This is a genomic window from Candidatus Poriferisocius sp. (assembly GCF_965204015.1).
Lineage (GTDB): Bacteria > Actinomycetota > Acidimicrobiia > Acidimicrobiales > Bin134 > Poriferisocius.
The window spans coordinates 1305660-1320278 of sequence record NZ_OZ241965.1 but is presented as its reverse complement, the minus strand read 5'-3'; the positions used below and the strand labels follow the sequence as shown (position 1 = coordinate 1320278).

At 63.2% G+C, this 14619-nt stretch carries 15 protein-coding genes; 6 read left to right on the top strand and 9 right to left on the bottom strand.

What is annotated here, in order from left to right:
- Positions 1 to 24: 24 nt before the first annotated feature.
- The 4 genes from ACOGJC_RS05885 to ACOGJC_RS05870 all read right to left on the bottom strand — a co-directional run bounded on the left by ACOGJC_RS05885 (position 25) and on the right by ACOGJC_RS05870 (position 2647).
- A complete protein-coding gene (locus ACOGJC_RS05885) occupies positions 25 to 300 on the bottom strand; it encodes a hypothetical protein (protein WP_419847582.1) in 276 nt (91 codons plus the stop codon).
- 95 nt (positions 301 to 395) lie between these two features.
- Positions 396 to 755 carry a hypothetical protein gene (locus ACOGJC_RS05880; protein WP_419847581.1) on the bottom strand — a complete coding sequence of 120 codons (360 nt, stop codon included), beginning with the start codon at positions 753 to 755 and terminating at the stop codon, positions 396 to 398.
- A gap of 337 nt (positions 756 to 1092) precedes the next feature.
- Positions 1093 to 2442 (bottom strand): deoxyguanosinetriphosphate triphosphohydrolase family protein, encoded by a 1350-nt coding sequence (locus tag ACOGJC_RS05875; protein ID WP_419847580.1) that lies wholly within the window; start codon positions 2440 to 2442, stop codon positions 1093 to 1095.
- Entirely contained in the window at positions 2435 to 2647 is a 213-nt protein-coding gene (locus ACOGJC_RS05870) for a hypothetical protein (RefSeq protein ID WP_419847579.1), read from the bottom strand. The genes ACOGJC_RS05875 and ACOGJC_RS05870 overlap by 8 nt, the downstream gene beginning before the upstream one ends.
- A gap of 141 nt (positions 2648 to 2788) precedes the next feature.
- On the opposite strand from ACOGJC_RS05870, the gene ACOGJC_RS05865 reads away from it, so the two are divergent.
- From ACOGJC_RS05865 to ACOGJC_RS05855, 3 genes are read left to right on the top strand one after another with little or no spacing between them, the layout of a single operon-like run.
- Entirely contained in the window at positions 2789 to 3553 is a 765-nt protein-coding gene (locus ACOGJC_RS05865; protein WP_419847578.1) for an SDR family NAD(P)-dependent oxidoreductase, read from the top strand.
- A gap of 16 nt (positions 3554 to 3569) precedes the next feature.
- Positions 3570 to 4349 (top strand): CPBP family intramembrane glutamic endopeptidase, encoded by a 780-nt coding sequence (locus tag ACOGJC_RS05860; protein ID WP_419847577.1) that lies wholly within the window; start codon positions 3570 to 3572, stop codon positions 4347 to 4349.
- A gap of 42 nt (positions 4350 to 4391) precedes the next feature.
- Complete coding sequence (locus ACOGJC_RS05855) at positions 4392 to 5585, top strand: amidohydrolase family protein (protein ID WP_419847576.1); 1194 nt, start codon at positions 4392 to 4394, stop codon at positions 5583 to 5585.
- Between the two features lie 3 nt (positions 5586 to 5588).
- On the opposite strand, the gene ACOGJC_RS05850 is transcribed toward ACOGJC_RS05855, so the two are convergent.
- The 5 genes from ACOGJC_RS05850 to ACOGJC_RS05830 form a co-directional block, all read right to left on the bottom strand.
- Positions 5589 to 6338, bottom strand: a complete 750-nt coding sequence (locus ACOGJC_RS05850; RefSeq protein ID WP_419848200.1) for an SDR family NAD(P)-dependent oxidoreductase — start codon at positions 6336 to 6338, stop codon at positions 5589 to 5591.
- A gap of 115 nt (positions 6339 to 6453) precedes the next feature.
- Positions 6454 to 7353 carry a 1,4-dihydroxy-2-naphthoyl-CoA synthase gene (locus ACOGJC_RS05845; RefSeq protein ID WP_419847575.1) on the bottom strand — a complete coding sequence of 300 codons (900 nt, stop codon included), beginning with the start codon at positions 7351 to 7353 and terminating at the stop codon, positions 6454 to 6456.
- Positions 7354 to 7362: 9 nt separating this feature from the next.
- Positions 7363 to 8466, bottom strand: a complete 1104-nt coding sequence (locus ACOGJC_RS05840) for a hypothetical protein (protein WP_419847574.1) — start codon at positions 8464 to 8466, stop codon at positions 7363 to 7365.
- Between the two features lie 45 nt (positions 8467 to 8511).
- Entirely contained in the window at positions 8512 to 9858 is a 1347-nt protein-coding gene (locus tag ACOGJC_RS05835) for an MFS transporter (RefSeq protein ID WP_419847573.1), read from the bottom strand.
- Positions 9859 to 9913: 55 nt separating this feature from the next.
- The gene (locus ACOGJC_RS05830; RefSeq protein WP_419847572.1) at positions 9914 to 11059 is read right to left on the bottom strand and encodes a dihydrolipoamide acetyltransferase family protein; all 1146 of its coding nucleotides are present in this window, start codon (positions 11057 to 11059) and stop codon (positions 9914 to 9916) included.
- 56 nt (positions 11060 to 11115) lie between these two features.
- Between ACOGJC_RS05830 and ACOGJC_RS05825 the strand changes: the two genes are divergently transcribed.
- The 3 genes from ACOGJC_RS05825 (at position 11116) to ACOGJC_RS05815 (ending at position 14586) form a co-directional block, all read left to right on the top strand.
- A complete protein-coding gene (locus ACOGJC_RS05825; RefSeq protein ID WP_419847571.1) occupies positions 11116 to 12102 on the top strand; it encodes a thiamine pyrophosphate-dependent dehydrogenase E1 component subunit alpha in 987 nt (328 codons plus the stop codon).
- 17 nt (positions 12103 to 12119) lie between these two features.
- Positions 12120 to 13088 (top strand): alpha-ketoacid dehydrogenase subunit beta, encoded by a 969-nt coding sequence (locus tag ACOGJC_RS05820; protein WP_419847570.1) that lies wholly within the window; start codon positions 12120 to 12122, stop codon positions 13086 to 13088.
- A 124-nt stretch (positions 13089 to 13212) separates the two neighbouring features.
- Positions 13213 to 14586, top strand: a complete 1374-nt coding sequence (locus ACOGJC_RS05815; RefSeq protein ID WP_419847569.1) for an aminotransferase class III-fold pyridoxal phosphate-dependent enzyme — start codon at positions 13213 to 13215, stop codon at positions 14584 to 14586.
- Positions 14587 to 14619 lie beyond the last annotated feature (33 nt).

The window sequence follows — 14619 nt, the reverse complement described above, 5'->3', positions numbered from 1 at the left end:
TCTAAGCGAGCGTTGTCCAGGTGTTCAGGTGTCAAGTTCGGTGCCGCTGAGACTCTTGGGCGGTTCTTGCGGTTCAGGATTGATGCAGGTCCGGTATTCGCGGGCCATCCAGCAGCCCGCGGCGAGCACCATGGCAAACAACACCAGGCCGATAGTGGCCGAGCCGACCAGCCAGGCCAGCGCCTCCGCGTCGTCCCGATCGGCAACGCACGCAGCACGACGAGAAGATCTCCCACTGCTGCAGTCCGCTGACGCCTCAACTACAGCGAATGCGGTTGCGGCAGCCCCGGCAACGGCCAACGCCGCGCCCGCTCTCCATGCCCATCGCAGCAGTCGTTTCAGCGGGTTCCGCTGGGCGCTCAGTACATACCCCTCAGGGACGCATTCGCAGCGCATCAGAAGCCGAAGTCGGTGACGGTGATGATCTCGCAGTCGAGGCCCATCGTCGCCCATGCGTCGGTTCGCACTTTGCCGCCGAAGGCATTGGCAGCGCTGTAGTTCAAGCGGATGCGGATTTCGCCGTCTGCGATGCTGTCAGACGAGTTGTAGTAGGTGCCGTGTGTCTCCATGCTGCCGGGGTCGTTTAGCCGAGCGCGTATTCGCGCTTCCAGGCCCTCATGGTTGCCGTCCCACGCCGACACGCAGCCCTCGAACAATTCTTTGGCAGTCGTCGGCTCTGAGTTGTCGCTGCCGCATGCGACGGCGATCAGGGTGACGGCAATGACAACCGCCGATCTTCTGAGGTGGTAGCCCATGGGTGGCCCCCTTCGGTCAGAGAGTCAACATTCTGTCGTGAACACCGACGCAGCCGAGCCGAAGGGGAACCAGGCAAACGCTGGCTCCCCGATCTCTTCTCGACTGCCCGACCACAAGGGCCGGGGTGTTCACGACGCTCTGCAACCTAACTTGCCTGCCTCTGTCTGTCTATTGCAGTGGACCCCCTCGCTGGCTTCGCCAAGCCAATGACCCGCGATCCGGGTGCGGGCAGCTCTGTACAACTCGCGCCGGCACCAAAAGACCTCCATAACCTCGGCAGAGTGTTCCACTTGGATGGCGCTCTCAATGTCTTAGACTCACCAATCAATCGTACTCTCACACAATGAGATCACGTACAGATCCTAATGAATGTCCCATTACCCGACCGTGGAGTTGTATAGTCTGAGCTTCTGAAAGGCTAGTAATGTAATCAGCTGCTCGTCGAGCTGCGTGGCATTCGTCAAATATTGTACGGCCAAGAAACGGAGCTTCTAAGAGACTCTCTTTGTCTTTTTTGCTACCAGACTCATCCACTTCACAGAAGACTTCAAATAAATCAGTAATGATTTGCTTGTATCCAAACCTCTGAGACTCAAGGTCGGGTGATTTTATTACATATATCCAAGTTAGAGATTTAAGTATTTCTGCAATTACTCTGGCCTCTTGATCAATCTTGATTTGACCATCGGCGGGTGAAATATTGAATGCGTTAATCAGTCTCTCAATCAAGTAGCTACGCAATGAGACAACCCGTCCGATTTGTGATGGGCTTCCTGTGAACGGTATCGTCGGGAACAGTCTTCGAAAACTGATGAACACTTCTGAGGTATACTCTGCCTCAACGTCTATACCGTATTTGCTACAATTGCTTGCTGCTCTGCTAAAGACGCATTCATATTCTCCGGGATTTAGTGCCAGGGTAGGTAACGGTATGAGACCTGCTCTATAGAAGTCTTCCATATCATGTACGGCGTAGGTAATGTCATCAGCCCAGTCCATGATTTCTGCTTCAAGGCTCTTGCTGTGTTTATTGGGAAAATCCAGTTCTAGGGCAAACTCATAATCATCTTTTTCGGTTGTGTATGCTCCCCACTTCTTGCTCTCGGCATGGTTTGGATCGGGCTCACCGTTTGTATCCAAGCGGCGTAGCCATGGGTATTTCATTGTTGCGCGCAATGTAGCTCGACATAAATCGAGACCTGATGGCTCATCTGGGTCAGGTTTCCGGAAGGCCAATTTGGTTATGATTCTAAAGCTTTGAGCATTACCCTCAAAGCCTTCCTGGCAACCCCTCTGGCGTGTTAGCTCGTCGAGGATAGATTCACCGGCGTGTCCAAAGGGAGGGTGCCCAATGTCATGTGCTAGTGCTGCGGCTTCGGCCACTTCGGGATCTAGACCACCAAGTGCCTCGATCGCGTCAGTAGATCCATTGCTTGTGCTCTCATTAAGAATTTTCTCAGCAAGACGTCGAGCAATCTGCCCAACTTTGATTGAGTGAGTCAGCCGATTATGGAAGACGGTGCCTTCATGTGCCCCAACTACCTGTGTGACACCAATCAGTCTACGGAATGGCTCCGAATAAAGGATGCGATCCCGGTCGCGCGCTCCTGTTGATCTGGGATCATTGGATTCGCCAGAAAAATGACGGCGTTTGTCGCGCTTCTGCTGGAGGCTTGAGCTAGTCAATGAGTTCGGGGACGAAGCCAGGGCCGAGTGTGATGACTCCATCACCCAACATGCGGAAGAAGACGGTCTGAAGGCTGGACACGTCAACGTTGGTGTTCTGTTCGACATCCAGTAGGACGTTGGTAGCGTGCCAAGGCTCATTTTTGGGATGAGCTATTGCGTGGCGAATGGCATCTTCAAGATCCAGTTCGGTGACTTCGGCCATTTTGTCGCCTCCTTCAGCCGGGCGTGTTCCCGATCTGACACTCACTGTCATATTGGGCAGGGTAGCCGGGACAAGTGACAGTTTCTCGGATACCTGGGATTGGAGGGATGGCGCGGTGTGGCGTGGGGGTACCATCGCCCCATGCCTGCGGAGAATGAATTTGGGGGGCGGGTGGCGCTGGTCACGGGGGCGGCGGGAGCGGCTATTGGGTCGACCACTTGTCGGACGCTGGCCTCTTATGGGGCGGGGATCGTGGTGCTGGACAACCACGAGCGTCGTACCCATGAGACCGGCGAGGCCCTGCGGGAGGCCTATGACGTGCCGGTGATGGCCGCGGTGGCCGACATCGGCGACCGGGAGCACATGGCCAAGACCATGGACCGGGTCTACGCCGAGATGGGGTCGGTGGACATCCTGGTGAACAGTGCGGCTGTCAACGTCCAGGGCAGTATTTTCGACTACAAGCCCGAAGACTGGGACTGGGTTATCGGCGTGGACCTCACCGCCTGCTGGTGGTTGATCTGGCGCACTATCGGGGCAATGCGGGATCGCCAGTGGGGACGCATCGTGAACGTGTCGTCGGTCGCCGCGTATCTGGGGGGCAATGGCCGGGAGGGACCGTACGCCGCGGCCAAAGCCGCCCTCAATGAGGTCACCCGGGGAGCGGCCATCGAGGGCGGGCCGTACAACATCCGGGTCAACGCAGTGGCCCCCGGCCTGATCCGCTCCAAGTGGGTGGATGCTCAGGCTGAGCACTACGAGTCGTTCCGGGAGGAGACCCCGCTGCGTCGCCACGGCGACCCGGAGGACGTGTCCAACACCATTGCCTTTTTGTGCAGCGACGAGTCGGCCCACATCACCGGCCAGGTGATCAACATCTCCGGCGGGTGGTACCTCACCCCGTGACCCTGAGTCTGGGCCGATGAGCGGGGTCGGCGACCGGATTCGAGCCGCGGCACCAGCGCCGGGGGAGGTGGACCGCAACGCGGTTGTTCTCATCCTGCTGGCCATCGGCACCGTCATCGCCATCCGCTACGGCGGGCTGTCGTCCACCACCGACTGGCTCACCGCCACCCTCGACGGTGTGGCCCTCGACGGATTGTCCAACCGCTTCGAGGAAGCGTTGAGTGCTTCAGAGCACGCCGGGTTCAACCGCCGCATGTACTGGGGCCTGTTCCGATGGGTGGTGTACGTAGTCCCGGCTGTGTTGGTGGCCCGCTTCGTGTTGCGCACCCGGCTGCGGGACCTCGGCCTAAAGGCCGGTCCCGAACTCCGCCGCCACGCCCCGCTCTACCTGGGCCTCTACCTGGTGCTGTTGCCGTTCGTGGTGGCGGCCAGCTTCAACGGCGAATTCCAAGACACCTACCCCTTCTACGAGCCGCCCCCCGGCATCGGCTACTGGCCCCGCTTCTACATCTGGGAAGCGGTGTACGCCGGGCAGTTCCTGGCCCTGGAGTTCTTCTTTCGCGGCGTCCTCGTCCACGGCCTGGCTCGCCGTTTCGGCGCCATGGCTGTGTTCATCGCCCTCATCCCCTACGTGATGATCCACCTCACCAAGCCCCTGGCCGAAGCCCTCGGCTCCATAGTCGCCGGCACCGTCCTCGGCTTCCTCAGCCTGAGAACCGGCTCCGTCTACTTGGGTGCCGCCCTCCACTTCGCCGTCGCATTGACGATTGACCTGTTGGTCTTGGGCATCCAGTAGCTGCTGGGCTGCCATTCGCGCCCAGAACCTAAGCTGAACCCCATGGCCGCTCTCGGCTACCGCACGTTCGACTCCGACAATCACTATTACGAGGCCCCCGACTGCTTCAGCCGCCACATCGAAGCCCGCTATCAGGAAATGGCCATCACCGCGTCCCAGAGAGCCGACGGGGAGTGGGAAGTGAAGGTGGGGGAACAGCCCTACAACTTCATGCACGTGAAGTTCGACAAGACCAACGCTCCCGGCTCCATGTACGAAATGTTCAAGGCCAAGCGGGACAACCCCGACCTGAGCTGGGGCGACTCCTACACGGCAGAGAACATGCTGCCCGCCTACAAGCAGCCCGACGCCCGCCTCGACCTGCTCGATTCCCAAGGCGTGGAGTGGGCCATCCTGCTTCCCACCTTCGGGGTGTCGGTAGAGGAGTACATGGTCGACGACATCGAGCAAACCTACGCCAACCTGCGGGCCTTCAACCGCTGGCTAGAGGACGACTGGGCCTACGCCTACCAAGATCGGCTGTTCACCCCGCCGCTGCTGTCGCTGCTGGAGCGGGAGCACGCAATCGAAGAGCTCGACCGAGTGCTCGACGCCGGAGCCCGCATCGTGCATTTGCGGCCCTGCCCCTGGGGCGGCGAGGGCCGTTCGATCGCCGACCCCTACTACGACCCGTTCTGGGCCCGCCTCAATGAGGCCCAGATCCCGGTGGCGTTCCACATCTCCGACCTGCGCTACGGAGATTTGGCCGTGCGGATGGGCGACGACCCGGTGGCCAACGTGCGGGAGATGTCGGCTTTCCAGTGGGCCTTCCTCCACGGTGACCGCCCCATCATGGAGACCTTCGGGGCCCTGCTCTACGGCAACATGCACGAGCGCTTCCCCAACCTCAACTTCTTGAGCATCGAGAACGGCTCCGACTGGGTCCACTACTTGCTCACCCTCATGGACAAGAAGAAGGGCATGGCCCGCTTCGGCCCCTGGCCCGCCGGCCGCCCGGCCGGGCGCATGAGCGAGATCTTCAAGCAGTGCTGCTTCGTGTCCCCCTACCCCGAAGACGACGTAGAGGCCCTGGCCGACCGCATCGGCCCCTCCCAGGTCCTATTCGGCTCCGACCACCCCCACCCCGAAGGCATAGCCGACCCCAACACCTTCATCACCCTCATCGCCAACCGCCCCGAAGAAGAACAGCGCCAAATCATGCGAGAAAACGCCACCACCCTCTTCAAAGTCGCCTGAGAGCTATCGCGGGGGGATGAAGCCTCCGTCGATGATTATGCATTGGCCGGTGATGTAGCTGCCGGCGTCGGAGGCTAGGAGGAGGGCGGCGCCCACTAGTTCGTCGGGGTGGCCGATGCGGCCGATGTGGCTGAGGTCGGACATGCGGGCCATGGCTTCGGGGCCGGTGTTGCGGGTCATGGTGGTGTCGACGGTGCCGGGGGCGATGGCGTTCACCCGCACGCCGTGGGGGGAGTACTCACCGGCCATCGAGCGGGTGAACGACAGCAGGCCGGCTTTGGCCGCCGAGTACATTGAGGTGTTGCCCGCCGGTATGTAGGCCCCTACCGAGATCACGTTGATGACCGAGGCGTGGTCGGATTCCAGCAGCGACGGCAAACAGCGCTGAAACAAGAAGAACGGTCCCCGCAGGTTCACGGTGAACGAGCTCTCCCACGCCTCGGGGGTGATGTCGGTCATGGGCAAGCCCAGTGGGTTGGCCGCGTTGTTCACCAGGATGTCGATCTGGCCGTAGTGCTCCAGGGTGGCGTCAGCCAGCTGGTTCACGCTGTCGAGGTCGCCCATGTGGGTGGGCACGGCCAGCGCCTCTCCGCCGGCCTCGGCGATCTCGGCCACGGCCCGGTCGCAGGCGTCGGCTTTGCGGCTGGCCACCACCACCTTGGCCCCCTGGGCGGCGAAGCCGTGGGCGATGGACAGCCCGATTCCCCGGCTGCCCCCAGTGACGATCGCCACCCGCCCCGACAGTTCGAACATCTGGGCGGCATCCAGCGACTTCGAGTCGGGACGGGGAGCGAACTTCGGGTCGGTGGTGGGATCAGCGGCGGGGGAGTCGGCCATGGCCGCACCCTAGAGCGAGAACCGAATCGACCTAGAAGTGATAGGGGAACTGGGAGAAATCAGCTGGGCGCTTCTCCAGGAACGAGTCCCGGCCCTCGGCGGCCTCGTCGGTGCCGTAGGCCAGGCGGGTGGCCTCCCCGGCGAATACCTGCTGGCCCACCAAACCGTCGTCGATGAGGTTGAAGGCGAACTTCAGCATGCGCTGGGCGGTGGGGCTCTTGGCGTTCACCGCCTCAGCCCATTCCAGCGCCACCTGCTCCAACTCGGCGTGGGGCACCAGGGCGTTGACCATGCCCATCTCGTAGGCCTCGGCCGCGGTGTAGGCCTTGCCCACGAAGAACACCTCGCGGGCCCGCTTCTGGCCCACTTGGCGGGCCAGATAAGCCGACCCGAAGCCGCCGTCGAAGCTGGCCACGTCGGCGTCGGTCTGCTTGAACATGGCGTGCTCGGCCGACGCCAAGGTCATGTCGCTCACCACGTGCAAGCTGTGGCCCCCGCCGGCCGCCCACCCCGGCACCACCGCGATCACCACCTTGGGCATGAACCGGATGAGCCGCTGCACCTCCAGGATATGCAGGCGCCCGGTGCGGGCATCGTCCACCGTGTCGGCCGTCTCCCCGCTGGCGTACTGGTAGCCGTCGGCTCCCCGGATGCGCTGGTCGCCCCCGGAACTGAAGGCCCAGCCGCCATCGACCGGCGACGGCCCGTTGCCGGTGAGCAGCACGGTGCCCACATCGGGGGTGATGCGGGCGTGGTCCAACGTGCGGTACAACTCGTCCACCGTGTGGGGGCGGAAGGCGTTGCGCACCTCGGGGCGGTCGAAGGCGATCCGCACCGTGGCCTGGTTCACGGCGCGGTGATAGGTCACGTCGGACAGGTCGAATCCCTCCACCGGCTTCCACCGCTCGGCGTCGAACAGCTCCGAGACCATGCCCAAAGACTACGGGCGGGGCACAGATGACAGGTACTCGAATCCCGCCGGCGCGTCGTCTCGCCAGTCTTGATAGGTGTCCTTGGCCTTGTCGGTGGCCTTCTTGCGAACGGTCTTGGACACCTTCTTCTTGGCCTTTTCCGCCGACTGGGTGATGGTGTAGTACTGCATCTCCTTGAACGCCCGCCGGCGGCCCATCTCCACCAGCGCCCGGGCCGCGCTCAGCGTCTTGCCCGTCCCCAGGGGCATGGCCACCCGTCCGGCGAACATCAGCGCCGACTTCCAGTCGCCCTGGCTCAGCGCATACAGCGCCCGGGTGGTGTCCACAATCTCGCCCACCACCGGTAGCACCCCAGCAGCCTCCATGGCCCAGAACCCCACGTCGTCCCAGCCGAAGCCGTCCTTGCGGTGGTAGGCCCCATGGGCGATCACCGCGGCGGCCGCTTCCCGCACCTCCGGCGGCACGCTGGCATCTGCGGCGATGGCCTCGAAGTCGGCCTTCGACAGGAACCGGTCGGCCTTGGTGGGATCGCCTTGGGCCGCGGTGTCGATGGCGGCCAGGTAGGGCAAAAGGGTGGTGTAGGCCAACATCTTGGCCTCGAAGGCGTCGAGGTCGTCGAGGCTGATGCGCCCGTCCCCACCACTGGCCGAGAACCCCTCGGTGGGATCGGACAGGTAGTCGCGATTGTTCTTGGCCGTGTCCACCATGGTGAACAGGCTGCGATTGGTGAGCAGGATCCGGGCCGCCTCGCCCAATTCGTCGGTGCGGGTGACGAAGCCCTCCAAGTCGCCCCGCGACACGATGTGGTCGCCGCCCCATGCCTCGGGGGTATCTCGCAGAATCTCGATGGCCCACAGGGCCAGGTCCAGCCCTTCAGGGCCCAGCAGGATCATCTGCGCTCTCTGCGCGATGTCCCCGGAGTCGATCCGAAGCTGCTGGCTGATCCTGCCCAGCGACTGCTCTACCGGATGCTGCTCACCCCCTAGCCAATACTCCACGTCGGCCACCACCGCGGCCCACCGCTGACGCCGTCGGTCGATCTCGTCGGCGGCAACCTGGTAGTCGATGGCCAGTTCAAAGGCCATCTCGGCATCCATTCCCACGGTGGGCATACAGGAAAGATATCGAAAATAAATTAAATAGGCTATATGGAATTGCTATACCGACTGCCTGGTTCCAGACCGGCCGTTTTTCCTCATGGTCCGAGGCGGGCGGCGCAGCAGATTGACGGCCATGGCCGAGGCTCGCACCGGCCACGGCGCGAACTTGGTCTGCTCGTTGACGAGGATGCCTTTGCGGGCGGCGATTCTCACCCCGATGAATATCGAAATCACCGCGTGGGGCGCCACCAGAACGATGAAGAAGGCCCACGGGACGGTGGCTGCCATGGCCGCTCCGGCCACCACTGGTCCTATGACCGCCCCTACCCCGGTAACTCGAACCAGGCCTGCGCTGGCCCCGTTCAGCTGGCTAGACGGAACCCAGTCGCCAGTATGGCTGATGGCCAGGGAATAGAGGGGGAAGGTGGTGCCCCCGAAGAGGAACATGAGGGCCAGAGAAAGGCCCGACCCGGGCTCGATCATGGCCATGATCGCGGCGATGCCCGCAGCGGCCGCAGCCACCACAAAGATGACCACTCGCCGGGACATTCGGTCGGAGATCGCCCCGATAGGCCAGGTGAACACGAGGGCTCCGATGGTGGCCACCGACAGGAACAGGGCAATTCGGGACGCAGACAGGCCTTCGCTGGCCGCATACACCGCACCCACCCCGAGTAGGGCGCCGTGGCTGATGCCAGCGCAGAAACTGGTCAGCACCCCTGATGGCACCAAGGCGATGAGCTGGCGCAGCGGCAGCGGCTCGGGCGCAATCAGAGGAGGTGCACTTGTAGCTGACAGGGCGATGGGTACGAGCGCCACTGAAATGAGCGCTGAAGAGAAGATGTAGAGGTCGAAATCCGCTGGGTCACCGCCGTTGAGCAGAAGCTGTCCAACCGACAACCCGCCCATGGTCACCACCAAATACATGCTCAGCAGGCGACCACGATTGGTGTTGGTGCCCATGTCATTGAGCCAAGACTCCACCGTCACGTAGATGCCGGCCATGGCCAGTCCGAAGATCACTCGCAGCACCACCCACGCTGGCGGATTCACCCATAGCGGGTGGAGGATGGACACTGCGGAGGCCACCGAAGCTAAAGCGGCGAACACTCGGATATGGCCCACTGCCCCCAGAAAGTGCTCGGCCAGCTTCGCCCCCAGCAGAAAACCCACGAAATAGCCAGCCATGACCGCGCCGCTGACAGCCAGCCCGAACCCCTCATTCTCAGCTCGCACGCCCAGCACCGCTCCCTGGAGGCCATTGCCTGCCATGATGAGCGCCATTCCGGCCAGCAGTGCCCGAGCCGCTCCTAGGCCGCGACCCCTGGGCCCAGCCTCGATTAAGGGACCGCCGACGACTCCGCCGTCGTCCTTCTCAAGCCACCCGACGGCGTTCTCGGCCACTGCCGATCAGCCTACCGACGCGCCTCCAAATTCCAACTGGAAAACGTGGTGGAATTCAGTCGTTCAGCGCGGCCGGGTCGGCGATTGTCTCTGCCAGGGTCTGAAGGAACAATGCCCCCGGTGCGCCGTCCACGGCCCGGTGGTCAATGGTGAGGCTGAAGGTGATCATCTGGCGCCAGGCCACGTCGTCGCCATCACGGATGGGCACCTCGACAGCCCGCCCCACGCCGAGGATGGCCACTTCGGGCGGGTTGATGATCGGGGTGAAGCCGTCGATGCCGTAGGCACCCAGATTGGTGACCGTGAACGTGCTGCCGGACACCTCCGACGGCGTGGCCGATTTGCTGCGCACTTTCTCGGCGAGCTCGCGGACCTCGGTGGAGAGATCGGCCAGCGACCTAGCGCCAGCGTCGCGCACCACCGGCACGATGAGACCATCGTCAAGGGCCACAGCCACGCCCAGTTGGACTTCGGTGTGCTGGGTGATCACCTCGTTCTCAAGAGTGGCGTTCAGGGAGGGATGGCGACCCAGTGCGACCGTGACCGCCTTGAGCACCAGATCAGTCACCGACACGCCGGTTCCCTCAGCTTTCAGGGCCTGCTGATAGGCGATCAGCTCGGTGGTGTCGATCTGGCGGGTCAGCGTGAGCTGGGCCATCGATTGGATGCTGTCGTGCATTCGCGAAGCAATGGCCCCCCGCATGCCGGTCAGCGGCACTGTGATTGGACTGGGGGTTTGCTCTCCCACTGCTTCTTGTGGAGTGTCGGTGGCATGGCTCACGACGTCGTATTCGGTGATGCGCCCACCCGGCCCGGTGCCGGTTACTGAGGCAAGGTCGACGCCGAGCTCCTTGGCCGTACGGCGGGCCACCGGGGTGATCTGCACGCGGGGCTTGTCCGATGTCGGGCTGGCTGGTACCGGTCTGGCTGGTGCTTCGCCGGGTTCGCCGATGAGGGCCAGCACCGTCAGAGCAGGCACCGTCTCTCCTTCGGCCACGAGGATCTCCAGAATGGTCCCGGCCACGGGAGCGAGCACGTCGTCGGTGGTCTTCTCCGCCTCGATCTCGACCAGGGGCTCGTCGACGGCTACCACATCGCCCACTTGCTTGTGCCACATGACCACTTGGCCCTCTTCCATCCCCATGCTCCACTGGGGGAGCCGCACCTCGGTCGCCATGTGAATGTCGAGACTAGCGACCATCATCCACTGGTCCGAATACCATCGGAAGGCAGTTGCCAGAAAGAAGAGGCGAGCCGATGATCACAGTTGATGACGATCTCCTGCGGGAGATGTACCGACGGATGTCCCGCATCCGCAAGTTCGAGGACACCACCAAGGAGCTCCTGTTGGCCGGAGAGCTCTACGGTGCCTTCCACACGTCCACTGGGCAGGAGGCATCAATCGTCGGGTCCTGCATGGCGCTGCGCATCGACGACTCGATGGTCGGGACCCATCGCTCTCACGGTCATCCGATCGGCAAGGGTGCGCAGCTCGACCGGCTCTTGGCCGAGCTGATGGGCAAGGAGACCGGCGTCAACCAGGGCAAGGGCGGGTCGATGCACCTGTCGGACTTCAGCGTCGGGAGCCTCGGCGAGACCTCCATCGTGGGCTCGGGGCTCCCAGTGTCCACCGGTGCCGCTCTGGCCTACAAGATGCGGGGCGAGGACAAGGTCAGCCTGTGCTTCTTCGGCGACGGGGCATCGAGCCAGGGCACGTTTCACGAATCGCTGAACCTGGCCGCCATTTGGAAGCTCCCGGTGGTGTACGTGTGCGAGAACAACGGCTACGGCGAGCTCACCTCGGCCAAGGATGCGATATCGGTGGAGGACATCTCAGTGCGGGCTGTGGGCTACGACATGCCCGGCGTGACCGTCGACGGCCAAGACGCGCTGGCCGTGTTCGAGGCGGTCAGCGAAGCAGTGGAGCGGGCCCGGGGCGGGGGCGGGCCGAGCCTGGTTGAGACCAAGACCTACCGGTTCGAGAACCACGCCATAGGCCGGCTGCCCGAGCACTACCGATCGGCTGAGGAGGTGGAGTACTGGCGCACCCAGCGCGACCCGCTGGTGCTGTTTCGCCAAGTGCTCATGGAACGGGGATTCGATGAGCAGCAGATCGACGACCTCGACGCCGCCGTCAGCGAGGAGATCGTGGCCGCCATCGAGTTTGCCCGCCAGAGCCCGGCACCCCCGCCCGAGGCCGCCTTCACCCATTTGTTCGCCAACCCCGCCCCAAGTGCGGGCTGATCGCAGGAGGAAGCCCCATGCGCACCGTGACCTACATCCAAGCGGTTACCGAAGCGATGACCGAGGAGATGGAACGCGACGAGAGCGTCTTCATCATGGGAGAGGACGTGGCCTGGAACATGATGGGCGACTGCACCGGAATGGTCGAGAAGTTCGGCACCGAGCGGGTTCGCAACACCCCCATCTCCGAGGCGGGCTTTGTCGGCGCCGGTGCCGGCGCAGCCATGGTGGGAATGCGCCCGATCGTCCACATGCTGATTGCCCCGTTCATGTACGTGGCCTTCGACCAAATCGTCTCGATCATCGCCAAGTCGACTTACACCTACGGCGGCCAGGCCCGGCTGCCCATCACGCTGCGGGCCCCGATGATGTACGGGGTGTCCAATGCGGCCCAGCACTCCGACCGCCCATACGCCACGCTGATGACCATTCCAGGGCTCAAGCTGATCGCCCCCGCGACCCCCCATGACGCCAAGGGAATGCTTAAGGCTGCCATCCGCGACGACAACCCTGTCATCACTTTCGAGGACCGGAGCCTGTGGGGCCAAAGCAGCGAGGTGCCCGACGACGATCTGATCGTGCCTTTGGGCCAGGCTGCCGTGCGGCGAGAGGGCACCGACGTAACCGTGGTGACCGTGGCCGGGGCGATCACCCAAGGGCTTGCCGCTGCCGAGCAGCTCGCCTCCGAGGGGGTGTCGGTCGAGGTGATCGATCTACGCTCGATTGTCCCAATGGACACCGACACCATTCTCGAATCGGTGGACAAGACCGGCCGCCTGCTCATCGCCGACCCCGCCCATGAGATGGGATCGGTGGCATCGGAGGTCTCGGCGGTGGTGGCCCAACACGGGTTCTGGAGCCTTCAGGCCCCCATCGCCCGGGTGACCACTCCCCACTGCCACATGCCCTTCAACGCCGACCTGGAGAAGCAGCTGCTGCCTACCGCCGACAAAGTGGTTGCCGAGGCCCGCGCGCTGATGGAGTAGCCCCTCTCATAGATCATAACCGCAATAATAAAGAAGCTTGCGGATCTGTTGCGCCCTCTAACTCATTGGTATAGCGTCTAACCCCAACCATCAAACATCGTCCGGGGGGAAATGGGAGGGACAGATGCCGGATGACCGCCAGCGGGCTCGTCACCACCTCGTTCCTCACTTCACGCGGGGCGATGCCTGGATGTCGGACAACCTGGTGGTAATCGACCGCGGCGAGGGTTGCTACGTGTGGGACACCGACGGCAACCAGTACCTCGATGGCCTCGCCGGCTTGTTCTGCACCAACCTCGGCCACGGACGCAGCGACCTGACTGCGGCGGCGGCCAAGCAGATGGACAAGCTGGCCTTCTACTCCAACTGGGGTTTCGCTCACCCTTCTTCCATCGAGGCCGCATCGATGATCGCCGCGGTCGCTCCTGGGGACCTTGACCGGGTGTTCTTCGTCAACTCCGGCTCTGAAGCGGTGGAGTCGGCCCTCAAATTCGCTCGCTGCTACCACCTGGCCAATGGTGATGAGCAGCGCCACAAGGTGATTGCCCGCGACTGGGCCTACCACGGCACGTCGCTCGGGGCTCTCGCCCTGACCGGCATCCCCAACCTGCGGGATCCGTTCTTGCCGATGCTGGCCGGGCCGGTGCGCCACGTGCCCAACACCTTGGGGTACCACCTCGAGCCGGGCCAAGCGGCCCACGAGCTGCCGTGCGTGACCGCCGTTGAGGAGGCGATCCTGGCTGAGGGCCCCGAGACCATAGCCATGGTGATCGCCGAGCCGGTGCAAAACGGCCGGGGCGCGCTGGTGCCACCGGAGGGTTACTGGCAGGAGCTGCGCCGTATCTGCGACACCTACGGGGTGCTCCTGTGTGCCGATGAGGTAATCAACTCGTTTGGGCGGCTCGGGCACTGGTTCGGCAGTGAGCGCTTCGGTGCTGAGCCCGACCTGATCACCTTCGCCAAAGGCGTCACCAGCGCTTATGTGCCCTTGGGCGGCCTCGTCGTTAAGAGCCCGCTCATTGAACGTGTGTGGGAGTCCTCGTTGGCCATGTATGTCCACGGATCCACATTCGGCGGCCATCCGGTGTCCACTGCGGTGGCGGCCGCCAACATGACGGCGCTGCGCGACGAGAACGTCTTGTCCGGGGTGCTGCGCCACGAAGACCGCCTTTTCAACGGTCTGCGCGCCCTGATGGCGGCCCATGCCTGCGTCAAAGAGGTGCGGGGAACGGGGTTCTTTTACGCCGTGGAGTTGATGCGGGACCGGGAGCGGGGCATCGACCTGACCGAGGACGAGTTCGCCTCGTTGCTGCCCGGCGGGGCACTGGACCGATTTGTGAAAGAGGCGCGGGTGCTGGTGCGACCAGATTCTCGGGGCGCGGCCATGCTGATGATCTCGCCGCCGCTGGTGGCCGACGCTGAAGTGATCGATGACCTGCTGAGCCGGGTCGACCAGGTGTTCAACCGCGTGGGCGGTTGGCTCAAGGCCTTGAAATGAGGCAAGAAAAATCCATCGAGATGGAGGAACCAA